General features: G+C 70.1%; 28 protein-coding genes. 17 read left to right on the forward strand and 11 right to left on the reverse strand.

Annotated elements, in window-relative coordinates:
• The first annotated feature begins 32 nt into the window (after window positions 1–32).
• Entirely contained in the window at window positions 33–602 is a 570-nt protein-coding gene (locus AMYNI_RS0128270) for a TetR/AcrR family transcriptional regulator (RefSeq protein ID WP_020671448.1), read from the forward strand.
• 12 nt (window positions 603–614) lie between these two features.
• Here AMYNI_RS0128270 and cobT read toward each other — a convergent pair whose 3' ends face one another.
• Window positions 615–1,694 carry a nicotinate-nucleotide--dimethylbenzimidazole phosphoribosyltransferase gene (gene cobT, locus AMYNI_RS0128275; protein ID WP_020671449.1) on the reverse strand — a complete coding sequence of 360 codons (1,080 nt, stop codon included), beginning with the start codon at window positions 1,692–1,694 and terminating at the stop codon, window positions 615–617.
• A 13-nt stretch (window positions 1,695–1,707) separates the two neighbouring features.
• Window positions 1,708–2,658 carry a sugar-binding transcriptional regulator gene (locus AMYNI_RS0128280; protein ID WP_020671450.1) on the reverse strand — a complete coding sequence of 317 codons (951 nt, stop codon included), beginning with the start codon at window positions 2,656–2,658 and terminating at the stop codon, window positions 1,708–1,710.
• Window positions 2,659–2,808: 150 nt separating this feature from the next.
• On the opposite strand from AMYNI_RS0128280, the gene srlA reads away from it, so the two are divergent.
• The 10 genes from srlA to AMYNI_RS0128330 all read left to right on the forward strand — a co-directional run bounded on the left by srlA (window position 2,809) and on the right by AMYNI_RS0128330 (window position 10,976).
• On the forward strand, window positions 2,809–3,450 hold the full coding sequence (srlA, locus tag AMYNI_RS0128285) for a PTS glucitol/sorbitol transporter subunit IIC (RefSeq protein ID WP_020671451.1): 642 nt from the start codon (window positions 2,809–2,811) through the stop codon (window positions 3,448–3,450).
• 5 nt (window positions 3,451–3,455) lie between these two features.
• Complete coding sequence (srlE, locus tag AMYNI_RS0128290; protein WP_040407404.1) at window positions 3,456–4,508, forward strand: PTS glucitol/sorbitol transporter subunit IIB; 1,053 nt, start codon at window positions 3,456–3,458, stop codon at window positions 4,506–4,508.
• Window positions 4,509–4,522: 14 nt separating this feature from the next.
• Window positions 4,523–4,897: a PTS glucitol/sorbitol transporter subunit IIA gene (locus AMYNI_RS0128295; RefSeq protein WP_020671453.1), complete on the forward strand. Its 375-nt coding sequence runs from the start codon at window positions 4,523–4,525 to the stop codon at window positions 4,895–4,897.
• Complete coding sequence (locus AMYNI_RS0128300; protein ID WP_020671454.1) at window positions 4,894–5,265, forward strand: transcriptional regulator GutM; 372 nt, start codon at window positions 4,894–4,896, stop codon at window positions 5,263–5,265. Before AMYNI_RS0128295 ends, AMYNI_RS0128300 begins: the two co-directional genes overlap by 4 nt.
• Window positions 5,266–5,448: 183 nt before the next feature.
• A complete protein-coding gene (locus tag AMYNI_RS0128305) occupies window positions 5,449–6,759 on the forward strand; it encodes an NAD(P)H-dependent oxidoreductase (RefSeq protein ID WP_020671455.1) in 1,311 nt (436 codons plus the stop codon).
• Between the two features lie 14 nt (window positions 6,760–6,773).
• Window positions 6,774–7,736 (forward strand): thiamine pyrophosphate-dependent dehydrogenase E1 component subunit alpha, encoded by a 963-nt coding sequence (locus tag AMYNI_RS0128310; protein ID WP_020671456.1) that lies wholly within the window; start codon window positions 6,774–6,776, stop codon window positions 7,734–7,736.
• 8 nt (window positions 7,737–7,744) lie between these two features.
• Window positions 7,745–8,749 (forward strand): alpha-ketoacid dehydrogenase subunit beta, encoded by a 1,005-nt coding sequence (locus tag AMYNI_RS0128315; RefSeq protein ID WP_020671457.1) that lies wholly within the window; start codon window positions 7,745–7,747, stop codon window positions 8,747–8,749.
• Window positions 8,743–9,867: a dihydrolipoamide acetyltransferase family protein gene (locus AMYNI_RS0128320; RefSeq protein WP_020671458.1), complete on the forward strand. Its 1,125-nt coding sequence runs from the start codon at window positions 8,743–8,745 to the stop codon at window positions 9,865–9,867. Before AMYNI_RS0128315 ends, AMYNI_RS0128320 begins: the two co-directional genes overlap by 7 nt.
• The gene (locus AMYNI_RS0128325; protein WP_020671459.1) at window positions 9,864–10,631 is read left to right on the forward strand and encodes an IspD/TarI family cytidylyltransferase; all 768 of its coding nucleotides are present in this window, start codon (window positions 9,864–9,866) and stop codon (window positions 10,629–10,631) included. Before AMYNI_RS0128320 ends, AMYNI_RS0128325 begins: the two co-directional genes overlap by 4 nt.
• Window positions 10,632–10,640: 9 nt before the next feature.
• A complete protein-coding gene (locus AMYNI_RS0128330; protein WP_020671460.1) occupies window positions 10,641–10,976 on the forward strand; it encodes a hypothetical protein in 336 nt (111 codons plus the stop codon).
• Here the strand turns inward: AMYNI_RS0128330 and AMYNI_RS0128335 are convergent, their stop codons facing one another.
• The 3 genes from AMYNI_RS0128335 to AMYNI_RS0128345 are packed head-to-tail and all read right to left on the reverse strand — an operon-like array spanning window position 10,977 to window position 13,588.
• Window positions 10,977–11,966 (reverse strand): aldo/keto reductase family protein, encoded by a 990-nt coding sequence (locus AMYNI_RS0128335; RefSeq protein WP_020671461.1) that lies wholly within the window; start codon window positions 11,964–11,966, stop codon window positions 10,977–10,979.
• Window positions 11,967–11,975: 9 nt separating this feature from the next.
• Entirely contained in the window at window positions 11,976–12,887 is a 912-nt protein-coding gene (locus AMYNI_RS0128340) for a cysteine peptidase family C39 domain-containing protein (protein WP_020671462.1), read from the reverse strand.
• A 47-nt stretch (window positions 12,888–12,934) separates the two neighbouring features.
• A complete protein-coding gene (locus AMYNI_RS0128345) occupies window positions 12,935–13,588 on the reverse strand; it encodes a DUF3043 domain-containing protein (protein ID WP_026361040.1) in 654 nt (217 codons plus the stop codon).
• A 177-nt stretch (window positions 13,589–13,765) separates the two neighbouring features.
• Between AMYNI_RS0128345 and AMYNI_RS0128350 the strand changes: the two genes are divergently transcribed.
• Window positions 13,766–14,158, forward strand: coding sequence for a HesB/IscA family protein (locus tag AMYNI_RS0128350; protein WP_020671464.1), 393 nt, complete (start codon window positions 13,766–13,768; stop codon window positions 14,156–14,158).
• Window positions 14,159–14,250: 92 nt separating this feature from the next.
• Here AMYNI_RS0128350 and AMYNI_RS49650 read toward each other — a convergent pair whose 3' ends face one another.
• Window positions 14,251–14,424: a hypothetical protein gene (locus tag AMYNI_RS49650; RefSeq protein WP_020671465.1), complete on the reverse strand. Its 174-nt coding sequence runs from the start codon at window positions 14,422–14,424 to the stop codon at window positions 14,251–14,253.
• Window positions 14,425–14,568: 144 nt separating this feature from the next.
• On the opposite strand from AMYNI_RS49650, the gene AMYNI_RS0128360 reads away from it, so the two are divergent.
• The gene (locus tag AMYNI_RS0128360; RefSeq protein ID WP_020671466.1) at window positions 14,569–15,558 is read left to right on the forward strand and encodes a carbohydrate kinase family protein; all 990 of its coding nucleotides are present in this window, start codon (window positions 14,569–14,571) and stop codon (window positions 15,556–15,558) included.
• A 97-nt stretch (window positions 15,559–15,655) separates the two neighbouring features.
• Here AMYNI_RS0128360 and asnB read toward each other — a convergent pair whose 3' ends face one another.
• The gene (gene asnB, locus AMYNI_RS0128365) at window positions 15,656–17,602 is read right to left on the reverse strand and encodes an asparagine synthase (glutamine-hydrolyzing) (protein WP_020671467.1); all 1,947 of its coding nucleotides are present in this window, start codon (window positions 17,600–17,602) and stop codon (window positions 15,656–15,658) included.
• A 218-nt stretch (window positions 17,603–17,820) separates the two neighbouring features.
• Between asnB and ctaC the strand changes: the two genes are divergently transcribed.
• Window positions 17,821–18,768, forward strand: a complete 948-nt coding sequence (ctaC, locus tag AMYNI_RS0128370; RefSeq protein ID WP_063713779.1) for an aa3-type cytochrome oxidase subunit II — start codon at window positions 17,821–17,823, stop codon at window positions 18,766–18,768.
• A 55-nt stretch (window positions 18,769–18,823) separates the two neighbouring features.
• Window positions 18,824–19,243 carry a cytochrome c oxidase subunit 4 gene (locus tag AMYNI_RS0128375; protein ID WP_020671469.1) on the forward strand — a complete coding sequence of 140 codons (420 nt, stop codon included), beginning with the start codon at window positions 18,824–18,826 and terminating at the stop codon, window positions 19,241–19,243.
• 25 nt (window positions 19,244–19,268) lie between these two features.
• Here AMYNI_RS0128375 and AMYNI_RS0128380 read toward each other — a convergent pair whose 3' ends face one another.
• The gene (locus AMYNI_RS0128380) at window positions 19,269–20,114 is read right to left on the reverse strand and encodes a DMT family transporter (RefSeq protein WP_020671470.1); all 846 of its coding nucleotides are present in this window, start codon (window positions 20,112–20,114) and stop codon (window positions 19,269–19,271) included.
• Window positions 20,115–20,298: 184 nt separating this feature from the next.
• Between AMYNI_RS0128380 and AMYNI_RS0128385 the strand changes: the two genes are divergently transcribed.
• Window positions 20,299–21,261 (forward strand): GlxA family transcriptional regulator, encoded by a 963-nt coding sequence (locus AMYNI_RS0128385; RefSeq protein ID WP_020671471.1) that lies wholly within the window; start codon window positions 20,299–20,301, stop codon window positions 21,259–21,261.
• A gap of 6 nt (window positions 21,262–21,267) precedes the next feature.
• Here the strand turns inward: AMYNI_RS0128385 and trpD are convergent, their stop codons facing one another.
• From trpD to AMYNI_RS0128400, 3 genes are all read right to left on the reverse strand, one after another.
• Complete coding sequence (gene trpD, locus AMYNI_RS0128390) at window positions 21,268–22,302, reverse strand: anthranilate phosphoribosyltransferase (protein ID WP_020671472.1); 1,035 nt, start codon at window positions 22,300–22,302, stop codon at window positions 21,268–21,270.
• A 6-nt stretch (window positions 22,303–22,308) separates the two neighbouring features.
• Window positions 22,309–22,716, reverse strand: a complete 408-nt coding sequence (locus tag AMYNI_RS0128395) for a hypothetical protein (RefSeq protein WP_020671473.1) — start codon at window positions 22,714–22,716, stop codon at window positions 22,309–22,311.
• Window positions 22,717–22,798: 82 nt separating this feature from the next.
• The gene (locus tag AMYNI_RS0128400) at window positions 22,799–23,266 is read right to left on the reverse strand and encodes a hypothetical protein (protein ID WP_020671474.1); all 468 of its coding nucleotides are present in this window, start codon (window positions 23,264–23,266) and stop codon (window positions 22,799–22,801) included.
• Window positions 23,267–23,369: 103 nt separating this feature from the next.
• Here AMYNI_RS0128400 and ctaE point away from each other — a divergent pair, with 103 nt between their 5' ends.
• The gene (gene ctaE / locus AMYNI_RS0128405) at window positions 23,370–23,990 is read left to right on the forward strand and encodes an aa3-type cytochrome oxidase subunit III (RefSeq protein WP_026361042.1); all 621 of its coding nucleotides are present in this window, start codon (window positions 23,370–23,372) and stop codon (window positions 23,988–23,990) included.
• The last annotated feature ends 47 nt before the right edge of the window (window positions 23,991–24,037 follow it).

Here is a 24,037-nt window from a genome sequence, read left to right on the forward strand (position 1 = left end):
TGTTTCGGTTATGTATCTGGTAGTGTCAGTGCATGACCGTGCCGCTCGGACGTCGTGAGCGCAAGAAGGCCGCGACCCGTCAGAAGATCGCCGACACCGCCCTGCGGCTCTTTCTGGAACGCGGATATGACGCGGTGGGCATCCGTGACGTGGCCGCTGAGGCCGACGTGGCCGTCACCACGCTCTTCTCCCACTTCGCCTCGAAAGAGGCCCTGGTGTTCGAGCAGGACGAAGACTTCGAGCAGGGCCTTACGCGGGCGGTCACCGGCCGGGCGCCGCACGAGCCGCTCATCCCCGCGCTGCGCCGCCAGATCCTGGCCATGGTGCGGCATTGCTCGTCGGAGGGCGCCGCCCCGATCTGGCGCATGATCGACGGCTCACCCGCCCTGCGGGAGTACGAGGGGTCGATGAGGCTCCGTCATGCGGAGTCGCTGGGAACCGCCCTCGCCGCCGATCCCGGCCTGTCGCAGACCACCACGGCCTGTCGGACGATCGCGAGGTTCGTGCTCGACGCCTATTCGCTGGCCCGCGAGGCGGCCGATCCGGAGGCCGCGGTGGACGAGACCTTCCGGATGATCGAGGCAGCCTGGGCCGTCACCTGAGGAACGGTCGCTTCAGCGCAGGGGGACGGTGATGAGCGGGGCGGTGACGCCGGCCTGCTCGTAGGTGGCCATCTCGGCGAGCAGCCGGGTGGCCATGAACAGCAGGGGCAGCGCGGCCGCGGCCCCGGCGCCCTCGCCGAGCCGGATCTTCAGATCGAGAATCGGCTCCAGGTCGAGGTGTTCCAGCACGAAGGTGTGCGCCGGCTCGTCGCAGCGATGCGCGGCGGCCCACCATGACCGCGCGCCCGGTGCGAGCTCTTCGGCGATCAGCGCGGCCGCGCCGACCGCGAGACCGTCCAGCAGCACCGGGGTGCGGCGCACCGCGGCCTGAGCCAGGAAGCCCGCCATCGCGGCCAGGTCCGCGCCGCCCGCGGTGCGCAGGATCGCCACCGGGTCGGAGACCACCGCCCTGGCCCGCCGCAGCCCGTCGCGCACCGCGGCCGCCTTGCGCATCCAGGTGTTGTCGTCGATCCCGGAGCTGCGGCCGATCACCGCCACCGGCTCGCTGCCGGTCAGCGCGGCCACCACGATCGACGACGGGGTGCTGTTGCCGACCCCGAGGTCCCCGGCGATCAGCAGGTCGGCCCCGCCGTCCACCTCCGCGTCCGCGATGTCGCGGCCTGCCTTCAGCGCGGCGCGCACCTCGGCCTCGGTCAGCGCGTCCTCGTGGTCGATCGACCCGGAACCCTTGCGCACCTTGAACTCCGCCACCGCGTCGGCGGTGTCGGCGGCCACCGCCATGTCGACCACGCGCACCCCGGCCCCGGCGACGGTGGCGAGCACGTTGATCGCGGCGCCGCCGGTGAGCATGCTGCCGACGAGCTGGCCGGTGACCTCCGGCGCGTGCGCAGACACGCCCTTCGCGGCGATCCCGTGGTCGCCAGCGAACACCACCACGCGCGCCCGGGTGAACGGGCGGGGTGGCGCCGTGCCCTGGCAGGCGGCGACCCAGGCGCCGAGCTCCTCCAGCCTGCCGAGTGAACCGGCCGGTTTGATCAGCTCGCCGTGCAGCCGGGTGGCTTCGGCACGGGCGATCTCGTCGGGGAGCGGGATGTCGGCGAACTCGATTTCGGGCAGCTCTGGCTCGTCCACGTGCCCAACCTACCTATTCCGGGAGCGCGAGCAGCGCCCCGGCCAGCGAGCGGTCGCAGATCAGCACGTCCAGCACCCCGGTGCGCAGCGCGCCGAGCACCCCGTGCGCCTTGTCCGCCCCGGCCGCCACCCCGGCGACCAGCGGGATGTCCGCCAGATCGGCCAGCGAGACGGCCAGCACCCTGTCGTTCACCGGGCCGGCCACCGGCTCGCCGTCGGCGTCGAAGAACCGCGCGCAGACGTCGCCGGCCGGTCGCGCGGCCCGGAACCGTTGCTGTTCCTCGGCGGTGAGATCCATCGACTTCACCAGTGCTGCCGAGGAGCCGACCCCGAAGCTGCCGATGCCGACCACCGCCACCCGCACTCGCCGTCCGGCGTCCAGCGTCCGCCGGATCGCCGGTTCGGCGAGCAGCACGTCCCGGCCTGCCTTGGAGTTGAGCAGGGCGGGCGCGTGCAGCCGCTGGAACCGGCCGCCGAGCCGGTTCGCCAGGTCTCGCACCAGTTCCTCGCCGGTGATCGCGGAGTCCACCGCGGACAGCCCGCCGACCAGCGGCAGCACTTCGACGTCGAGGCCGCCGTCCGCGGGCACGTGCTGGACCACGGCTTGCACGCCACGGCCCCAGGACACCCCGATCTGCTGGCCGGGGGAGAGGTTTTCGAGCAGCCAGCGCGCACCGAGGTCGCCGACCCTCGGCAGCGGCCGTTCCCCGCTGTGCGTTTCGGCCACCCGGCTGTCGCGCAGGCCGAACCGGGCGGTCAGCTCGCCCTCGGCGTCCAGGTCGCGGCCGGTGGGGTCGTTGATCTGGATCTGCACGATCCCGCGCTCCCGCGCCGCGGTCAGCATCCGCGAGACGCTGGACCGGCTGACCCGCAGCGCGGCCGCGATCTGGTGCTGCGAGCGGCCGTCTTCGTAGTACAGGCGGGCGGCTTTGACCAGCAGCCGCTGGTCACGGGGCGGGGGCATCCGGCTCCTTCGCAACTGGGTCTTGTCGCCGCTGGGTCGGCATGTTACACACTTCACAGTCAAACGTGAAGAACAACCGCACGGATGTGCAGATCGCGTTTTTTGGGGCGGGACAACGAATTCCGGTACGGGGGCGAAGAGGAGGCAGGAATGCGAGTGCTTGCCGCAACGGCACAGCCGGCACCACCACCCGATACCGGCTCCGGTTCCGGTCCGCTCGGGGTCTTCGAGTGGCTCGGCACGCATTTCATCGGGTTGTTCACCGAGTCGGGCAAGCAGTTCGTCGGGCTGGTCACCGGGATCCTGCCCACCCTGATCGTGCTGCTGACCGCGATGTACGCGCTCACCACCTTCATCGGCGAGCAGCGGGTGACCAGGGCGGTGCGCTGGTCGGGCCGCTGGTGGATCACCCGGTACACGATCATGCCGATGTTGTCCGTGCTGATGCTGACCAACCCGATCTGCTACTCGTTCGGCCGGTTCCTGCCGGAACGGCACAAGCCGGCCTTCTACGACTCCGCGGTGTCCTTCGTGCACCCGGTGACCACTTTCTTCCCCTATGCCAACGCGGGTGAGCTGTTCGTCTGGCTCGGAGTGGCGAACGGGGTGACCCAGCTCGGCCAGTCCACGGTGCCGCTCGCCCTGCGATACCTGCTGGTCGGCATCGTGGTGATCTTCCTGCGCGGCATCGTGACCGAGCGGGTCACCGCGTTCATGATCAAGCGCACCGGGCGCACCGAGGTGTTCGCGAACTTCGACACCGAGTTCGAGGCAGCGAAGGCGAAGGGGTGAACGGGATGGAGACGGGCACCTTCCGCGCGGTCTTCGTCCGCCCCGGTGACGGAGGCTGGGGCAAGGGCCTGCTGCTGCGCCCGGATGCCAAGCGCACCAAGGTGCTTTCGGTGACCGGTGGCGGTGTGCACCCGGTGGCCGCGCGGATCGCCGAGTTGACCGGGACCGAGCCGGTGGACGGGTTCACCACCAGCGTGCCGGACGAAGAGGTGCTGGCCGCGGTGATCAACTGCGGTGGCACGGCCAGGATCGGGGTCTACCCGCGCAAGGGCATCCCCACCGTGGACGTCTACGCGGGCGCGCCGGGCGGCCCGCTGGCCAGGTTCATCACCGAGGAGCTGTTCGTCTCGGCGGTCGGTGTCGGCGAGGTGGCGCCGACCGAGGCCAGCACTGCGTCCACAGCGTCCACTAAGGACGGTGCCGGTGCGGCGGGGCCGGTGGTGCCGCCCCGTGCCGAACGCCCGTCCGCGCGAGAGGTCGCCGCCACGGTCACCGGCGGGGAGGGCACCGGGTTCGGCCGGGCGTTCAACGCGGTCTCCGGGGTGTTCGTCCGGTTCGGCACCGGGGTGGGCTCGATCGTGAACACCATGCTGGCTTCCGGGCGGCAGACCATCGAGCTGACGCTGAACACGATCCTGCCTTTCATGGCGTATGTGAGCCTGCTGCTCGGCATCGTCACCTACACCGGGGTGGCCAGGTGGATGGGCGAGTTCCTGTCGCCGATCGCGAGCAACCCGGTCGGCCTGGTGGTGATCGCGCTGGTGGCCGCGCTGCCGTTCCTGTCCCCGATCCTGGGACCTGGTGCGGCCATCGCGCAGGTGATCGGCACCTTGATGGGCAGCCAGATCGCGATCGGCGCGCTGCCCGTGCAGTACGCGCTGCCCACGCTGTTCGCGATCAACGGCCAGGCCGGCTGCGACTTCATCCCGGTCGGGCTCGCACTCGGCGAGGCCAAACCGGAGACGGTCGCGGTGGGCACCCCGGCCGTGCTGATCAGCAGGATGATCACCGCGCCGCTGGCGGTCGTGATCGCCTGGGCCGCCAGTTTCGGTCTGTGAGAAGGGATTCGCCTGTGAGCGTCTATTACGAGAGCACCGTCCTGCGTTCCGGCGAGGAGGTCCGCGACATGGTGGACGGCGGGGTGCTGATCCTCTACGCGGACCCGATCCCGGACGCGCTGGAAAGCGTCAGCGTGGTGCACGGGCCGGCCGCCGCCCCCGGCCGGGAGATCCGGCCCGGCGACCTTTTCCGTTGTGGTGAAGAGGAGATCGAGCTGCGGGCGGTCGGCGAGCTGGCGCACGAGAACCTGCGCACGCTCGGGCATCTCGTGGTCTACCTCAATGTGGACGAGGGCACCGCGCTGCTGCCCGGCGCGGTGCACGGCAAGGGCGAGCTCTCCGTGCCGGCGGCCGGTGCGCGGGTCACGCTGAGCGGCGTGGCCCGGTGAACTGGCAGACGGCCGCCGTGCTGGTGGCCGCGTTCGCCGCCGCGGGGCTGCTGAGCTACCGGCAGCACCTCGGCTACCAGCGGGCGGTGAACAGGGTGGCGACCGAGGAGAACCGCGCCGGGGTCCTGCTGGTCACCGGCAGGGCGAAGGGAAGGCTGCGCGGCGCGGTGGTGCTGTTGGTGCTCGACCGCCGCCGGAACGAGGTCGTCCGGGCGCTGGCCATGGAGGGCGCTTCGGTGTTCGCCACCATCCGCGAGCGTCCCGACCTGCGCGGCCCAGCCGCCGCCCTCGCCTCCCGCGCCACCTCCAAACCTCTCCGCCGCGCCGTTTCCGACGCCCTCACCATGGCCCGCCGCCTCACGGCCTGAAATGCAGCGAAGGCCACCTTGCCTGCGTTGAACGCAGGCAAGGTGGCCTTCGCTGCGTCCGCGGGTATGTGCACAAAGGTGCAGGTCGGGGCACTTGTGTGCGGCTGGATCCGCGTGCTACCAAGGAAAGCACCACGGTGCACAGTGTGTGCACATAGGTGCAAACCCCCGGAGGGCATGCGCATGAGCTACGTCGACCGCCTGCGAGCGCGCGAACGGGAACTGGGCAGGCCGGTGCGGATCGGGCTGGTCGGCGCCGGGCAGATGGGCCTCGGCTTCGTGGTGCAGGCCGGTCGCATCCCCGGCATGGAGATCGCGGCCATCGCCGATATCGCGCCGGACCGGGGAGTGCGCGCCTTCGCCCGCGCCGGCCGCGGTGACGTGCTCGCCGGCGGTTCCCCGTTCGAACTGGTCACCGCGGTCGGGCAGGGCAGGCCGGTGGTGGTCGAGGACGCCGGGCTGCTCACCGGGCTGCCGGTGGACGTGCTGGTGGACGCCAGCGGGGTGCCCGAGGTCGGTGCCAGGATCGCCTTCGCCGGGCTGCTGGCCGGCAAGGACATCGCGTTGCTGAACGTGGAGTGCGACGTGACCGTCGGGCTGGTGCTGGCCGAGCTGGCCGCCGGGCTCGGCCGGGTCTACACCGTGTGCCGCGGTGACGAACCGGTGGAGTGCAAGGCATTGGTGGACTACGCGCGCGATATCGGCTTCACGGTGGTCTGCGCCGGCAAGGGCAAGAACAACCCGCTGGACCCCGCCGCCACCCCGGACTCGGTGGCCGCGCAGGCCGCCGCCAAGGGCATGAACCCGCACATGCTGGCCAGCTTCGTGGACGGCTCGAAGACCATGATCGAGATGGCCGCGCTGGCCAACGCCGCCGACCTGCGGGTCGCCCGCCGCGGGATGACCGGCCCTTACTCCACAGTGGACACTCTGGCGGCGACCTTCCGGCCGGACCTGCCCGGCGACGTCGGCGTGGTGGACTACTGCACCGGCCCGGTCGCCCCGGGAGTCTTCGTGATCGGGCACCACGACGATCCGGTGGTGGCCGAGGAACTGGCCTACCTCGGCATGGGCGACGGGCCCTACTACACCTTCTACCGGCCGTTCCACCTGGCCAGCGTGGAGGCGCCGCTGAGCGTCGCCGAGGCGGTGCTCGACCGGCGGCCGAGCCTGGCGCCGGTCGCCTGGAACGCCGAAGTGCTCGCGGTGGCCAAACGGGACCTGCGAGCCGGCGAGCTGATCGACGGTATCGGCGGAGAGACGGTGTACGGCCTCACCGACTCCGCCGCCGTCGCGCGCGAAGGAGACTTCGTGCCGCTCGGCCTCGCGCCTGGCGCGCGGGTGCGGCACGACGTGGCCGCCGGGACCGTGCTGAGCCGGACCGAGCTGGTCGTCGACGAGACCTCCACGATCGCCGCGCTGCGCCGCCTGCAGGACCGGCTGGTACTCGGTGAACCGGCGCGATCCGTTCTGCCGCAAGGCGTTCCGGCCTGAGAGGAAGACGAGCGATGGACCTGATCGGTGACGCGGGCACCGCCCGCCGGGCACTGCTGCTGATGTGGACGATCCGCCGGTTCGAGGAGGCGGTGGACGACCTGTTCGCCCGCGGCCTGATGCACGGCACCATGCATCTCTCGATCGGCCAGGAGGCGGTGCCGGTCGGTGCCTGCCTGGCGCTCGGCGAAGGGGACTACATCACCTCGACTCACCGCGGGCACGGGCACTGCATCGCCAAGGGCGCCCGGCTGGACCGGATGATGGCCGAGCTGCTGGCCAAGGAGACCGGGTACTGCCGTGGCCGCGGCGGTTCCATGCACATCGCCGACGTGGCCGGCGGCAACCTCGGTGCGAACGGGATCGTGGCGGGCGGGGTGCCGATCGCGGCCGGGGCCGCGCTCGCGGTGCGGCTGCGCGGTGGCGCGCAGGCGGTGGTGAGCTTCTTCGGGGACGGGGCGGTGAACGAGGGCGCCTGGCACGAGGGCGTGAACCTGGCCGCGGTCTGGGACTTGCCGGTGGTGTTCGTCTGCGAGAACAACCAGTACGGCATGTCCATGTCGGTGGAGCGGGCGGCCAGGGTGAAACGGCTGGCCGAACGCGCCGCCGCGTACGGCATTCCGGGGGTGACCGTGGACGGCAACGATCCGCAGGAGGTGCACGACGCGGTGGCCGATGCGCTGGCCGCCGCCAGGGCAGGGCAGGGGCCGGCGCTGGTCGAGGCCGTCACCTACCGCTGGAAGGGCCATTCCAAGAGCGACAAGAACCTGTACCGGACCCGCGACGAGATCGAACGGTGGCGCGAGCGCGACCCGATCGCGCGGTTCGAGGCCGCGGTGGCTCCGGTGCTGGGCGAGGCCGGCGTCACCGAATGCCGGGACGAGGCCGTCCGGCGGGTGCGCGCGGCGATCCGGGAAGCTGGCGCCGCGCCGGATGCCTCCGCCGGGGCGCTGGCCGACGCGGTCTACGCGAGCTGAGGAGAGGTATGACAGCGGTACTACCCGGGCAGCGCACGCTGACCTACGCCGAGGCCGTGCGCGCGGCGCTGGCGCAGGCGATGACCGAGGACGAACGGGTGTTCCTGCTCGGCGAGGACGTGGGCACCTACGGCGGCGCGTTCGGCGTGAGCGGGGATCTGGTGCACACCTTCGGCGCGGACCGGGTGCGTGACACCCCGATCAGCGAGCTGGGCATCGTCGGCGCCGCGGTCGGCGCGGCGCTGGCCGGGATGCGGCCGGTGGTGGAGATCCAGTTCTCCGACTTCACCGCGCAGGCCATGGACCAGATCGCCAACCAGGCCGCCAAGATCCATTTCATGCTGGGCGGCGCGGCCACCGTGCCGATGGTGCTCCGCGCCCCCGGCGGTTCGGGAACCGGTGCGGCGGCACAGCATTCGCAGAGCCTCGAAGCCTGGTTCGTGCACGTGCCCGGCCTGAAGGTGGTCATGCCGGCCACCCCGGCCGACGCGAAGGGCCTGCTGCTGGCCGCGATCGACGACCCGAACCCGGTGCTCGTGTTGGAGCACAAGCTGCTCTACAAGCAGAGCGGCCCGGTGCCGGAGGCCGCCGAGCGGGTGCCGCTCGGCGTGGCGGCGGTGCGCCGCGAGGGTCGCGACCTGACGATCGTGGCCACCGGGGTGATGGTCTCCCGATCGCTGGAAGCGGCCGAACAGCTTGCCGCGCAAGGTATCGAAGCCACCGTACTGGACCCTCGCACCCTGTTGCCGCTGGACAGTAAGACCATTGTGGACAGTGTGACGGGCACCGGCAGGGCGCTGCTGGTGCAGGAGGCGCCGAAGACGGCGGGCTTCATGGCCGAGGTGTCCGCGGTGCTCGCCGAGTCCCCTGCCTTCGGTCATCTGCGCGCTCCGGTCACCAGGCTGTGCGGGCTGGACGTACCGATTCCCTATGCGCCGCAGCTGGAACGGGCCGCGGTGCCGCAGGTCGAGGACATCGTGACAGCGGCAGGGGAGCTGGTGCGGCGGTGGTAGCGAACGAGGTCGCGCTGGTCATGCCGAAGATGTCGATGACCATGACCGAGGGCACCTTCGTCGCCTGGCACAAGGCCGAGGGCGACCAGGTGCGGGCCGGTGAGGTGGTCTGCGAGGTGACCACGGACAAGGTGGACATGGAGGTGGAGGCGACCGTCGACGGCACGCTGACCAGGCTGCTCGCCGCGCCCGAGCAGGTGCTCGCGGTCGGCGAGCCGATCGGTTACCTGGCCACCGCCGCCGAGGACCTGCTCGCCGGCCTGTTCGACCAGCCCGCCCCCGAACCGGCTGCACCGCGAGCACTGCCACGGCCCGAACCGGCCGTGGCCGCCACGGACCGGGTGGCCGCGGTACCGGCGGCGCGGCGACTGGCCGCGGCACGCGGCGTCGACCTGAGCACGGTGAGCCCGACCGGGCCGTGGCACACCATTCGACTGTCCGATTTGGACAGCGTGGATACTGTGGACGCTGCGCCAGCCAGGCGCAGGCCGAAGAACGCCAGGGCGGCGGTGGCGCGCCGGATGTCGGCCAGCGCCGGGGTGCCGCAGTTCGTGCTGTACCGCGAGTTGGACCTGGAGCTAGCGGACGCGGCACGCGGTGGCAACGGCTGGACCGCGGTGTTCGTGCACGCCTTCGCCGAAGCGCTTCGGCACCATGTCGACCTGAACGCGGAGTGGACCGACGACGGCGTCCGGCGGCACGAGCACGTCGGGGTGGCGGTCGCGGTGGACACCGAGCGCGGGCTGCTCGCGCCGGTGCTGCCCGATCCCGACCTGGCCGGGCTGGACGAACTGTCCGGCCGGATCGCGGACGTGCTCCGCCGGGCCCGCGCCGGCCGGCTGTCGCTGGCCGAGTTGGCCGGCGGTACCACCACCTTTTCCAATCTCGGCGGGCTTGGCGTGGATTCGTTCCAGGCGTTGGTGAGCCCGCCGCAGGCCACCGCGCTGTCGCTGGGCGCGGTCCGGCGGCGGGTGGTGCCGGTGGACGGTGGTGCCGGGGTGCGGCTGCGCGCCACCGCCGGGCTGAGCGTGGACCACCGGGTGGCGGACGGGGCGGCGGCGGCCCGGCTGCTCGGCACCCTGCAGCGGATCTTGGACCTGCCCCGGCGCCCCGTATGATTTCCCTTGTGGCGGAACGAGAAGGCAGACGGCGGCGCGGCCGTGCCCGGCCGCCGTTCGCGGCGGGCGTGGTGCTGGCCAGCGGTGCCGGCACCAGGGTCGGCGCCAGCCTGAACAAGGTCTACCTGCCACTGGCCGGGCGACGGCTGGTCTCCTGGTCGCTGTCCGCGTTCCACCGGGTGCCCGATGTCGGGGTGCTGGTGCTGGTCGCCCGCCCGCAGGACGGTGAGCTGGTCGACTGGGTACTGGATCGGGAAGTGGCCGGCGCTGAGGTCGAGGTGGTCTTCGGCGGGGACACCCGGCAGGGCTCGGAGCTGCGCGCGCTGCGGCAGCTGGCCGCCCGCATCGACTCCGGCGTGATCGACACGGTGCTCATCCACGACGCGGCCCGACCGCTGGTCAGCCCGGCGCTGATCAGCGGTGTGCTGCATTCGGCGCGGCGGCACGGGGGAGCCATCCCCGGCTTGCCCGCGGACGACATCGCCGCGGTGGGCGAGGACGATGGACGGCTCACCGAACTGTCCGCCGGTTCGATGATCAGGGCGCAGACTCCGCAGGGTTTCCGCGCCGCGCCGCTGCTGGCCGCCTACGAACAGGCCGCTCGCGAAGAGTTCGTGGGCACCGACACGGCGTCCTGCATGGAACAGTTCTCCGCGCTGCCGGTGCACTGGGTGCGCGGCGAGCAGCAGAACTTCAAGATCACCTACCCGCACGACCTGCTGGTCGCCGAGCAGGTGCTGTCGGCTTCGGACTACCAGACCTGAGGTGAGCGGATGGGCACCGTCGAGCACGTGACGCTGGTCTGCACCGGCTGCGGGCAGGAAACGCGGCACGAACTCGCCTATGCCGGCCGGCTGCTGGTGCTGACTACCTGCACCCGGTGCGGCAACAGCATCGAACGCGATGTGCGGGCGCGCTACCTCGCCGACCTGCGCCAGCGGATGGTCAGCAAACCTGGTCGGATGCTGCGCCGGTTCCGCCGCCACCCGCTCGCGTTCACCAGCTCACTGCCGCGTACCGCACCGGCCAAGCCGCTGGAGCTGATCGCCGAGGTCCGGCTCGTCTGGCGGGCCGCCGCGGACGCCAGACGAGCCGACCGTCGTGAGTAGTTACGGGCTCTTGGTCAGCGACGGGTCGCGCTCGACCACGCCGTCCAGCGCGTCGTCGATCGCGGTGAGCAGATCCGCGTCCAGCTTCACCCCGGCCGCCTTGACGTTCTCGTGCACCTGCTCGGGGCGGGACGCGCCGACGATCGCCGAGGCCACGTTCGGGTTCTGCAGCACCCAGGCCACCGCGAGCTGGGCCAGCGACAGCCCGGCCTGCTGAGCCAGCGGCTCCAGCTTCGCCACCGCGGTCAGCACCTCGTCACGCAGGAAGCGCTTGACGAAGTTCGCGCCGCCCTTTTCGTCGGTGGCCCGCGAGCCCTCGGGCAGCGCCTGGCCCGGCTTGTACTTGCCGGTCAGCACGCCCTGCGCGATCGGCGACCAGACGATCTGGCTGAGCCCTTCCCGCTCCGAGGCCGGGATCACCTGCTCCTCGATCACCCGCCACAGCGCGTTGTACTGCGGCTGGTTCGAGATCAGCGGCACGTGCAGCTCGCGGGCGAGTGCGGCGCCCCGGCTGATCTCCTCGGCGGACCATTCGGAGACGCCGATGTAGAGCACCTTGCCCTGGCGGACCAGGTCGGCGAAGGCGAGGAAGGTCTCCTCCAGCGGCACCGTCCGGTCGAAGCGGTGTGCCTGGTAGAGGTCGAGGTAGTCGGTCTGCAGCCGCTTCAGCGACGCGTTCGCCGACTCCATGATGTGCTTGCGGCCCAGCCCGCGGTCGTTGGGCCCGCCGGGGCCGGTCGGCCAGAAGACCTTGGTGAAGATCTCCAGGCTCTCCCGGCGCTGACCGGCCAGGCCGCGGCCGAGTACGGACTCCGCCGCGGTGTTCGCATACACGTCGGCGGTGTCGAAGGTGGTGATGCCGGCGTCCAGCGCCGCCTTGATGCAGGCCTGCGCCTGATCCTCTTCGACCTGGGAACCGTGGGTGAGCCAGTTGCCGTACGAGATTTCACTGATGTTCAGGCCACTGCGGCCGAGGCGACGAAACTCCATGCGAACAGCCTAACGGATAACGTTCGCATTGCTAACTACCTGGAGTAGCTCCAGCCGGAGTCGCTCATAGCTTGGTGCGAGCTCGCGAAGCAGCTTCGTGGCGTCTTCGTCGGCGCCCGCCACCAGCGGATACTGCAACCCGCCGACCAGCCTCGCTTGCTCGTCCAGCACCGCGGCCGCGCGGTGCAAACCGAGCCCATCGAGTGCGGCCGCCGCGTCCGCCAGTCGACGGGTGCCGACCCGGATCGCGAAGTGGACCAGATGATCGCGTAGGACGCTGTCGAGGCCGGCGCTGACCAGCGCGGCGAGCCGCAACGTGTTCGCCTCGCAGCCGGTCAGCCGGTCGGCCGCGACCGGCAGCGACCTGTGCAGCGCGGCCGCCACGTCCACCTCGGTCACCCGCTGGAACTCGGTGCGCAGGGTGAACGGCTCACAGGGATAGCCGATCGAGTCGGTGCGCCAGGCCGCGGCGAACGCGTCGGTGGGCAGGGTGGCGAACGGGTGCCCGTGCGGATCGTGGAAGCGCACGAGGTCCCCCTCGATCCCGAGCACCACCACGTAGTGGTCCGCGCCGATCGCCGCGCCGCTGCCCGGCTGCTGGAGCAGGAGCCCCATCTCCACCGGTCCGGCCAGTGCAGGGGTGTCGCGGGTGGCCGTGCGCAGCCAGCCGATGGCCTGCTCGGCGGTCCCGCTCGTGGTGCGTCGGCAGGTCCAGCCGAGCAGTTCCAGGGCCGCGTCGACCCCGATTTCGGGATCCCAGCCCGGCGCGTCGAAGAACGGCAGGCCGTTTTCGAAGTGCAGCCCGAACGGGGAACCGGTGAGCACTTCGAGTACGTCCGGCCCTGGTGCTCGCTCGCCGAGCATCATGGCGAGCGAATTCGCGTAGCAGTACGGTCCGCCGCCGATATAGCGAAAGGTCATAGGCCCGAGTGTGTCGAAATTCGGGCCAAAATGCCGAAATGTCGGGCTCAGCCGATCGCGTCGCCGGGCTTGACCCGCGGCTTCGGCACCCGGAGCTTCCGGATCTGGCTGGCCCGGATGAACGAGTACCAGCCGATCGCCCTGCCCTTGACCACCTCGTTCGGGAACTTCTCCCGGACCAGCTTCGCGATCCGCCGTCCGCTGAAGAAGCCCTCGATGATCATGCCGATCAGCATCAGCGTGCAGGCCAGCGTGGCGTACTGCTGGATCTGGGGGTAGGGCACCAGCAGCGCGACGAACACCAGGATGGCCAGCGGCATGAACAGGCCGAGCAGGTTGCGCCGGGAGTCGACCAGGTCGCGCACGTATGCCTTGACCGGGCCGCGGTCGCGGGGGAGCAGGTATTTGTCGTCCCCGGCCATCATCCGGTCGCGGCGCTCCTTGGCGGCCGCGCGCCGGTCTTCCTTGCTCGCCGGGTTCTGCTTGCGGAGCTCCTTGTTGCGCTTGATCGCCTCACGCGTGGTCCGCGGCGGCGGCGCCACCGGCCCACGTCGCTTCGCCTCCGCTTCACGCCGCTTGGGTGTAGCGCGGCCCTTACTCGGAGTGAACGACCTGGGCGCGTCGGCGGTGTCGGCGACTTCAGCCCCTTCGTCTCCGGGCTGGTCGGTCGTCGTGGTGCTGTTACGCCGCAGGAACCTCACGTGGTCAGGGTATTGCAGAGGTCACCAGTGGCGTTCATGTGGTCGTCCGGTGTGCGACGATGGCGTTGGCGCCATGGCTGTGATGCTGGCCGTGATGCCAGGGAACAGATCGGGTAGCCGAGGTGTTGAGAGTTGTGGAAGCACCTGTACCCGCCGCCAGTAAGACAAGGGAGAGCCATGACGACCGCTGAGCAGACCGGCCCCGCCGCCAACGGCCCAGCGCAGGCCGACGCCGGCGAAGCCACCCACGGCGTGACCCTGACCGACGCCGCGGCTGCCAAGGCGAAGGCCCTGCTTGAGCAGGAGGGCCGGGACGACATGCACCTTCGCATCGCCGTTCAGCCTGGAGGCTGCGCGGGCCTGCGCTACCAGCTGTTCTTCGACGAGCGCACGCTCGACGGCGACCTTTTCCGTGACTTCGACGGGCTCCAGGTGGCGGTCGACCGGATGAGCGCGCCCTACGTGACCAGCGCGGTGATCGACTTCGTGGACTCGATCGAGAAGCAGGGCTTCACGATCGAGAACCCGAACGCCACGGGTTCCTGCGCCTGCGGGGACTCGTTCCACTGACCGGCCACTAAACACAGCATGAACGCGGGGCCTCGATCGGATATCGATCGAGGCCCCGCGTTTCCTGCGTCCAAGTGGGTGTATCCGGAGGGTCAGATATAGGCTTCGGCGTCCGCGACCTGTGCGTGGCAGGCGTCGTCGACCTGCCACGGCCGGGGCGCCGGCACACCCGGTGCGGCCTGCGGTTCTGTGCGCAGTGAGTCCGGGATCAGGGCGCAGTCGGCGATCAGTTCACCGAGGGTCTCGGGTTCCATGGTGGTGCTCACGGACCCGACATTATGCGGCTGGACTACGTGTCGAATACCCATACCTGCCGGTAGTGTCGATCGAGGTGTGCGAATTACCCAGTTGGGTAATGACTCGCGGGTAAATTCGGCCAGTCCGTGCGGTCGACAACCAAAGGAGAACCGGTGGCAGCCAACGCCAGGATCGCGGTATCCGGCAGCATCGCAACCGACCACCTCATGCACTTCCCCGGCAGGTTCGCCGAGCAGCTCATCGCGGAGCAGCTGCACCAGATCTCGCTGAGCTTCCTCGCCGACGATCTGGAAATCCACCGCGGTGGAGTGGGCGCCAACATCGCCTACGCGATGGGGGTGCTCGGCTCGGCTCCACTGCTGGTGGGAGCGGTGGGCAAGGACTTCGACGAGTATCGCGCGTGGCTCGAGCGGCATGGTGTCGACTGCTCTGCGGTCTACGTCTCCGATACCAAGCACACGGCACGTTTCGTCTCGACCGCGGACGACGACATGTGCCAGATCTCCACGTTCTACGCGGGCGCGATGTCGCAGGCCGGCGAGATCCGGCTGGCGCCGATCGCCGAGCAGGTCGGCGGCCTCGGCCTGGTGGTGATCGCGCCGGACGACCCGGAAGCGATGCTGCACCGGGCGCAGGAGTGCCGGGAGCAGGGCTACACCTTCGCGGTGGACCCGTCGCAGCAGCTCGCCAGGATGGACGGCGAGCAGGTTCGGCGGTTCATCGACGGCGCCGAGTACCTGTTCACCAACGCCTACGAGTGGGAGCTGCTGCTGCAGAAGAGCGGCTGGACCGAGGCGCAGGTCGCCGAGCGGGTCGGCCTGCGGGTGACCACGCTGGCCGAGGAGGGGGCGCAGTTGGTCGGCCGGGACGGCACCGACCTGAAGGTGTCGGCGGTGCCCGCTGTGCGGACCGCCAACCCCACCGGCGCCGGTGACGGCTTCCGCGGCGGCTTCCTCGCCGCTGCCGCGGCCGGGCTGAGCCTGGAGCGCTCCGCGCAGCTGGGCGCGCTGATCGGCGTGCTCTCCTTCGAGACGGTCGGCGGCCAGGACTGGACCTACGACCGGGCGAGCATGCTCTCCCGCCTCAGCGACGCTTACGGCGCCGAGGCCGCCACCGAGATCGGCGCCTTCCTCCCCGCCTAACCCCCCTGCCCCCTGACCCCGAATCCGTGAAGGGCACCTTGCCTACTTTGAAGGTAGGCAAGGTGCCCTTCACGGAGCTTTAGGGACTGGCGGCGGGTCAGAGTTTGACGGGGTAGTGCGGCTCGGGGATCTCGGGGGAGATCCGGTGCTCGATGAAGATGCCGTGCCAGATCATGAACACCAGCAGCGCCCATAGCCGGCGGCTGTGGTCCAGCGCGCCGGTCTTGTGCTCTTCCAGCAGCCGCAGCACGGCCTGCTTGTCGATCAGCTCGTCGGTTTTCGAGTCGCTGATGATGCCGCGCGCCCAGTCGTACATCTCGGTGCGCAGCCACACCCGGATCGGCACCGGGAAGCCGAGCTTGCGCCGGTTCAGCACGTGCGCCGGCACGATCCCGTCCAGCGCGCGGCGAAGTGCGTACTTGGTGGTTTCCTTGGTGATCTTCTGGTCCAGCGGGATGTTCGCGGCGACCCGGAACACCTCGCGGTCCAGGAACGGCACCCGCAGCTCCAGCGAGTTCGCCATGGTCACCTTGTCCGCCTTGACCAGGATGTCCCCGCGCAGCCAGGTGAACAGGTCCACGTGCTGCATCCGCGCCACCGGGTCCCAGTCCCGCGACTCCCGGTACCAGGGCGCGGTGACGTCCTGGTGGCCGACACCCTCGGTGAACGTGCGCAGCACCCCGCGCAGCTGGTCCTCGCGGAAGATCCTGGCGTTGCCGTAGTAGCGCTCCTCCAGCGACAGCGAACCCCGCCGCAGCAGGTCCTTGCCCCTGGTGCCCTCCGGGATCTTCGCCGAGACCTTGCCAAGCAGGCTTTTCACCGCGCCGGGCACCTTTTCGAACCTGGCCAGCGAGATCGGCTCGCGGTAGATCGTGTACCCGCCGAACAGCTCGTCCGAGCCCTCGCCGGAGAGCACCGCCTTGACGTGCCGGCGTGCCTCGCGGGCGATGAACCAGAGCGGCACCAGCGCGGGGTCGGCCACCGGGTCGTCCAGGTACCAGACGATCAGCGGCAGCGACTCCATCATCTCGTCCGCGGTCACCGTGCGGATCACGTGCTTCACGCCGATCGCGGCCGCGGACTCGGCGGCTACGTCCACCTCGGAGTAGCCCTCCTGCTCGAACCCGGTGGTGAAGGCGATCAGGTTCGGGTTGTGCTCCTTGGCCAGCGCCGCGATGGCGGTGGAGTCGATCCCGCCGGAGAGGAACGCGCCGACGGTCACGTCCGGGTCGGCCACCATGTGCTTGGCGACGGAGTCCTTCATCACCTCGGTGATCCGGCGGTGCAGCTCGGTGGCTTCGTCGGCGCCGGTGACCTGCCGGGCGGTGAACTGGGGGTGGAAGTACCGGCTGGTGCGCAGCTCGCCACCGGGGGTGACGGTGAACGAGGTGCCGGACTCGAGCCGCCGCACCCCGAGGTGCAGCGTCTCCGGCTCCGGCGCGTACTGCAGCACCAGGTAGTGCTGCAGGGCCTTCTTGTCCAGCACGGTGTCCAGCTCGCCCCGCGCGCCCAGTGTCTCGGCCAGCTCCAGCAGGCTCTTCTTCTCGCTGGAGAACGCGATTCCGCCGGGGCCCTGCGCGTAGAACAGCGGCTTGATGCCGAACGGGTCACGCGCGCCGAAGACGACCTTCTCGTCCGCGTCCCAGATCATGAAGGCGAACATGCCGCGCAGCTTGTCCACCGCGGCCTCGCCGAAGTGGTGGTACGCGGCGACGATCGCTTCGCCGTCCCCCTCGGTGGCGAACTTCGCGCCGTGCTCGGTGGCCAGCTCCTCGCGCAGCTCGAGGTAGTTGTAGATCTCGCCGTTGAAGTTCATCGTGTAGCGCTGCGGGGACTCCGGCGGGCCCCAGGTCAGCGGCTGGTGCGAGTGCTCGAGGTCGATGAAGGCGAGCCGGTTGAAGCCGTAGACGACCTCACCGTCGGCCCAGGTGTCGGTCTCGTCCGGGCCGCGGTGCCGCTGGCAGCGCAGCGCCGCGCCGACCGCGTCGCGCGCCTTCACCGCGTCGTCTTCGGTGGCACATACCAGTCCAAGCAGACCGCACACGCGTCTTCACACACCTCAGGAATCGTGGCCGGGTTCGAAGGGCCAAGTATGCCGGGCGCTATTGCGCGGTGACCTGGCCGCCCCGGTCCTTTGCGCGCCGGGGAACTGTGATGACACAAACAGTCACCCCTTGGTCGGCACCGTGGACGATCTCCGATAGGCTCCCGCTGTCAAATGGGGATCGGTCGAGGAGGCTCTGGGTGAAAGGGCACGGCGCAGTGGGCAATCCAGAGCGCACCGCGGCGAAACGGTCGAGGGGAACGGGCAAGATAGCCGGTCTCGTCGCGCTCGTGGCGCTGGTGGCGACCGGGTGTTCCGGGGACGAGGTGCTGCGCTTCGGCTGGCCGGTCGGGGTCACCCCGCAGGCCACCGAGATGCGCTGGCTGTGGACCTGGACCGTGATCGCGGCACTGGCCGTTGGTGTCATCGTGTGGGGCCTGATGTTCTGGTCCATCGCGTTCCACCGGAAGAAGAAGGGCGCCGCCGCCGCGGGCCAGGACCTGCCGCGCCAGTTCCAGTACAACGTGCCGCTCGAGATGTTCACCGTCGTCACGCCGCTGATCATGGTCTGCGTGCTGTTCTTCTTCACCGCCACCACCGAGAGCTCGGTGCTGGACAAGAAGGACAACCCCGACGTGACGGTGGACGTGGTCGCGTTCCAGTGGAACTGGGAGTTCCGCTACCCGAGCGAGGCCAAGAAGCCGGACGGCCAGCCGGTGAGCACCGTCGGCAGCACCACCGAGATCCCGCTGCTGGTCCTGCCGACCAACAAGACCATTCAGTACAACCTCCGTTCCACCGACGTGATCCACTCCTTCTGGGTGCCCGAGTTCAACTTCAAGCGGGACGTCATGCCGTACCCGGAGAAGAACAACCAGGACATGTCGTTCCAGAACTCCATCGACCGCGAAGGCTCCTTCGTCGGCCGCTGCGCGGAGCTCTGCGGCACCTACCACGCGGTGATGAACTTCGAGGTCCGCGCGCTTTCGCCGGACAAGTACGACCGCTTCATCCAGCTGCGCACCCAGATCAACCCGAAGTCCGGGGTGCCGAACACCGCCGCCGAGGCGCTGACCGCGCTGAACTGTGGTGAGCTGTGCACGCCGCGCGCGGTGACCACCCAGCCGTTCAACCCGGACCGCACGCTGCGGACCTCGTCCGGCTGAGCCGGACGCCGGAATACGTGGTTCGAGTGCAGCAGGCGAGAGTGAGGAAGCTTCCATGAAGGTCGAAGCCCGCGTTTTCGACATCGTCACGATCTTTGCCTTCCTCGTAGCGGTGATCTACGGGGTGATGACCGGGGCCATGAGCGGCTACGGCGTCGAGCCGGTCGGCCTGGTGGCCCTGATCCTGACCGGTGGTCTTGCCCTGCTGGCCGGCAGCTACCTGCGGTTCGTCGCCCGCCGGATCGAGGCGCGGCCGGAGGATCGCGAAGACGCCGAGATCAGCGACGGTGCCGGTGAGCTCGGGTTCTTCAGCCCGGGCAGCTACTGGCCGGTCGCGCTGGCCGCGGCCGCCGGGATGGCCGGTATCGCGATGGCGTTCTTCCACATCTGGATGCTGGCCGTTGCCATCGTGCTGCTGCTGATCGCCATCGGTGGCCTGGTGTTCGAGTACCACACCGGACCCAACCACGAGTGAGCTCGTTCGACCGGAGGGCCGTACTTCATCGCTGATGAGGTGCGGCCCTTCGTCGTGCCGGGCGCCGGGCCAGCGCGGCCAGTAGCACGGCGGCCATGCCGAGGCCCTCGAGCGGGCCGATCCGGTGCCCGTAAGCCAGCAGGTCCACCAGCACCGCGACCACCGGGTACAGATAGGACAGCAGCGCCACGGTGCCGGTGGCCAGCTTGCCGATGCTGCTGTACATCAGCACGTACATCAGCGCGGTGTGCACCGCGCCGAGCAGCACCAGCCACAGCAGCCCGCCCGGCGCCGAGGGCAGCGGGGTGATCAGCAGCGCCGGTGCCAGCAGTACCGCACCGGTGCCGCACTGGATCGCCGCCAGCAGCTGCGGGCGCAGGTGGGCCAGCCGTTTGGCGATGAGCGAGGCGCCGGCGTAGAGCACGGCCGCGCCGAGTGCCAGCGCCACCCCGGCCATCCGCACCGGCTGTCCGTCCGAGCCCTGTGCGCTCAACGCGATCAGCGCGACCCCGCCGAACGCGATCACGGCCCGGACCAGCTGGTCGCCGGTCACCCGCTCGCGGAGCAGCAGCGCGGCCAGGCCGACCAGCAGCAGCGGCTGGGTGTGGTAGACGACGGTGCCGACCGAGATCGACGAGAGCGCGTACGAGGCGAACAGCAGCACCCAGTTGCCCACCAGCAGGACGCCGCCGAGCACGGCGAGCCCGAGGTCCTTTCTGGTCAGTGCGGCGAGCCAGCTGCGCGGCCTGCCCGTCGCCGCGCACCACAGCACCAGCAGCAGCCCGCCGACCAGGCAGCGGGCGAAGGCCGCCGCCGGCGCGGCGGCCCCGCTCTCCAGCACGACCGCGCCGATAGTGCCGGACAGCGCCATCGCGGCGCTCCACCGCAACGCCGCGCGAGTCCCACCCCGCGACACCCCGAGTTCCCCGTTCGGCACCGGTGAGTTCAACGTTCCCGTACTGATGCGATTCATGAGCATCAATCTGCGCTCGCCCGGTCCTCCCAGCCAGTGTCAGGAATGACATCGGCCGCAAAACTTATGACACACTGCGGAAATGGACATCCAGAAGGTCGCGGTGCTGGTCGCCGACCAGGTCTCCCCGTTCGAACTGGGGGTGGCCTGCGAAGTGTTCGGCACCGACCGGACCGCGGACGGGATCGAAGGCTGGGAGTTCGCGGTCTGCTCGCCGGACGGCGCCGGTGCCAGCAGCTGGTCCGGTTTCGACCTGGCCGGGCTGTCCACCTTGGACTTCGCCGCGGACGCGGATCTGTTGCTGGTGCCCACCTGCGCACCCCGCAGCGCGCGCCCGCCGGAGCCGATCGTCGAGGTGCTGCGGGCCGCCGCGGCCAGGGGTGCCTGGGTGGCGGGATTCTGCGCCGGGGTCTTCTCGCTCGGTTACGCCGGCCTACTGGACGACCGCCGGTGCACCGTGCACTGGGTCTACGAGCGTGAGTTCTCCCAGCGCTTTCCCGCCGCCGAAGTGGACCCGAAGGCGCTTTACGTGGACGACGACGGGGTGCTGACCAGCGCGGGCACGGTGGCCGCGGTGGATCTGTGCCTGCACCTGGTCCGGCGGTCGCGCGGGGTGGCCGCGGCGACCGCGCTGGCCAGGCGGATGGTGGCGTCGCCGCATCGCGCCGGCGGCCAGGCCCAGTTCGTGGAAGCCCCGGTGCCGGCGTCCGCCGGGGCCGAGGACACCCTGCTCGCCGAGGTGCTGGAGTGGATCGAACGGCGGCTCGACCAGCCGGTCACCGTGGCCGGGCTGGCCAGGCGCACCGGACTCGGGGAACGCACCTTCCTGCGCCGGTTCGCCGCCGCGACCGGGACCACCCCGCACCGATGGCTCACCGAGCGGCGGCTCGACCGCGCGCAGGGCCTGCTGGAGGCGGGCACCTTGTCCGTCGAGGAGATCGCGACGGCCTGCGGGTACTCCTCGGCCGCTGCCCTGCGCCACCAGTTCGGCAGGCTGCGCGGCACCAGCCCCAGCGCCTATCGTCGCGCCTTCACGGGGAAGTAGCCGACGTCAGGAGAAGGCGGCCCAGCGGGTGAGCAGGTCGGCCGCGGCACCGGAGTCGATCGCGGCGGCCGCCCTGGCCAGCCCCGCGGACAGATCCTTCAGCAGGTCGCCGGAGAACCCGGTGTACGCCGTCAGCGCGCCGGCCGCGTTGAGCAGCACCGCGTCGCGCACCGGGCCAGGCTTGCCGGCCGCGAGCTCCCGGATCACCTCGGCGTTGTGCGCCGCGTCGCCACCGCGTAGATCGGCCTCGGTCGCCCGGGGAATGCCCAGGTCAGCGGGATCCAGCGTCTCGCGCCGCACTTCGCCACCGGAGACCACCCACACCGAACTGGTCGTGGTGGTGGTGAGCTCGTCCAGCCCGTCGTCCCCGCGCACCAGCAGCACGCTGGCGTCGCGGCCGGCGAACACCCTGGCCAGCACCTCGGTCTTGTCCTGGTAGGCGCAGCCGATCAGCGACGAGCCGGGCTGGGCCGGGTTGGTCAGCGGCCCGAGCAGGTTGAAGATGGTCGGCACGCCCAGCTCCCGCCGCGTGGTGCCGGCGTGCCGGAGACTCGGGTGGAAGATCGGCGCGAAGCAGAACCCGATGCCGAGCTCGGCTACGCTGCGCCGCACCCGGTCCGGCTGCAGGTCGATGGCCACCCCGAGGGCCTCCAGCACGTCGGCAGCGCCTGACTTCGAGGAGGCGGCCCGGTTGCCGTGCTTGACCACCGGCGCCCCGGCCGCCGCGACCACCAGCGAGGCCATGGTGGAGATGTTCACCGAGCCGGACCGGTCGCCACCGGTGCCCACGATGTCCACCGCGCGGCCGTCGATGTGCACCAGCCTGGCGTGCTCGAGCATCATGCCCGCCATGCCGGCGATCTCCGCGGCCGTCTCACCCTTGGCACGCAGGGCGATCGCGAAACCGGCGATCTGCGCCGGGGTCGCCGCGCCGGACATCACCTGGTCCATCGCCCACGCGGTGTCCAATGCGGACAGATCGGTACCGGCGGTCAGCTGGTGCAGCAGGGCGGGCCAGGTGTGCTCGATGCTGGCTGTCATCGCGGATCAGCCGTGCACGACGGGGACCCGCCGCGCCCGCAGCACCTCGGCGACGGTCTCCGCCGCGGTCAGCGGGTCCAGCGGATGCACCAGCACGGCGTCGGCCTGCGACCAGGTGGCCAGCCACCGGTCGTCCTTGCGGCGCACCGTCACCACGATCGGCGGGCAGTCGTCGATCTCGTTCTTCAGCTGGCGGGTCAGCCCGATCCCGCCGGTCGGCTGCGCCTCGCCGTCCAGGATGGCGAGGTCGATGGTGCCCTCGTCCATGTCCGCGAGCAGATTGCCGACGCCGTCGTGCTCGACGTACTCGACCCGGCCGAGGTCGGCGGCGGGACGGCGGCCGATCGCCATGATGATCGACTCGCGAACTTCCGCCCGGTGGCTGAACACCAGGATCCTCATCGACTCGCTCATCAGGCGTGCTCCTCGGCGGCGCGGTGACTGTGGTGGGTGCCGCCCGATGCTATCCGCCCGGTGCTCCGGCCGGTGAAACGCCTCATCCGGGGGTCTTCGGCTGCAGTGCGTCCCAGCCGAGCGACTCACCGTCCAGCCGCTGCGCGAGCCCGGCCATCCTGGCCCGTTCCTGGGCGCAGTGCAGTGCGTCGAGGCGCTGCACGCGCAACGCGTGCAGTCGGACGAGGTGACGATTTTCCGCCTTTTCCCGCACTTGCACCGAATCCACTGGTTCGGCGGGCCCGGAATCACCCGCCACCTCGCGTAAAGTCCAATGGTCCTGGGCCAGCGTCGCGGCCGCTTCCGTCACCCGATCGGCCGGTAGCAGCAGGTGATGCCTCAGTACGGCGGGTTCATCGGCCCGCCAGTTGGGTGATCTTGCCAGTACGGCGGAGTCCGCTTCGATCGGATTGAAAGATTCTGTCACCACCCGCAGGTCCGGCGCGTCCAGGTCCAGAACATCCGGTTTCTGCCGTCTGAGCAGGTCATGCAGTCGATCTAGCAAACTCATCGGTAACGTCCAGCTTCCCGTTCGTCTGGTGTGATCGAGTCCGCAGGCGACCCGCCGTGGACCCGAGAGGACGCGCCTCAGTGTGAGGGGACATAATGCAGGCGTGACAACGGCAGCTCCCACCATCAGCCAGCGCGTGCACTCGCTGAACCGGCCCAACATGGTCAGTGTTGGCACGATCGTGTGGTTGTCCAGCGAGCTCATGTTCTTCGCTGGGCTATTCGCGATGTTCTTCACCGTCAAGGCCCAGAACTCGAGCGGCCATTGGCCGCCGATCCTGGAGTCCACCGGCGAGCCGGTGCATCTGAACGTGCCGTACGCGCTGCCGTTCACGATCATCCTGGTCGCGTCGTCCTTCACCTGTCAGTTCGGTGTGTTCGCCGCGGAGCGCGGCAACGTTTACGGACTGCGCCGGTGGTACCTGATCACCTTGATCATGGGCGCGATCTTCGTCGGCGGTCAGGGTTACGAGTACCTGAACCTGATCAGTGAAGGCGTGACCATCCCGTCCGGCGCTTTCGGCACCGTGTTCTACCTGACCACCGGGTTCCACGGCCTGCACGTGATCGGTGGACTGCTCGCCTTCGTGTACCTGCTGGTGCGAACCAAGCTGAGCAAGTTCACGCCCGCACAGGCGACCTCGGCGATCGTGGTCTCCTACTACTGGCATTTCGTCGACATCGTGTGGATCGGCCTGTTCGCGGTCATCTACATCGTGCCCTGATCCGAAGAGCCAGCCACCACATCGGCCCGAACTGACAGCAAGGGTTG

Origin of the sequence: Amycolatopsis nigrescens CSC17Ta-90 (genome assembly GCF_000384315.1) — a bacterium.
Lineage (GTDB): Bacteria > Actinomycetota > Actinomycetes > Mycobacteriales > Pseudonocardiaceae > Amycolatopsis > Amycolatopsis nigrescens.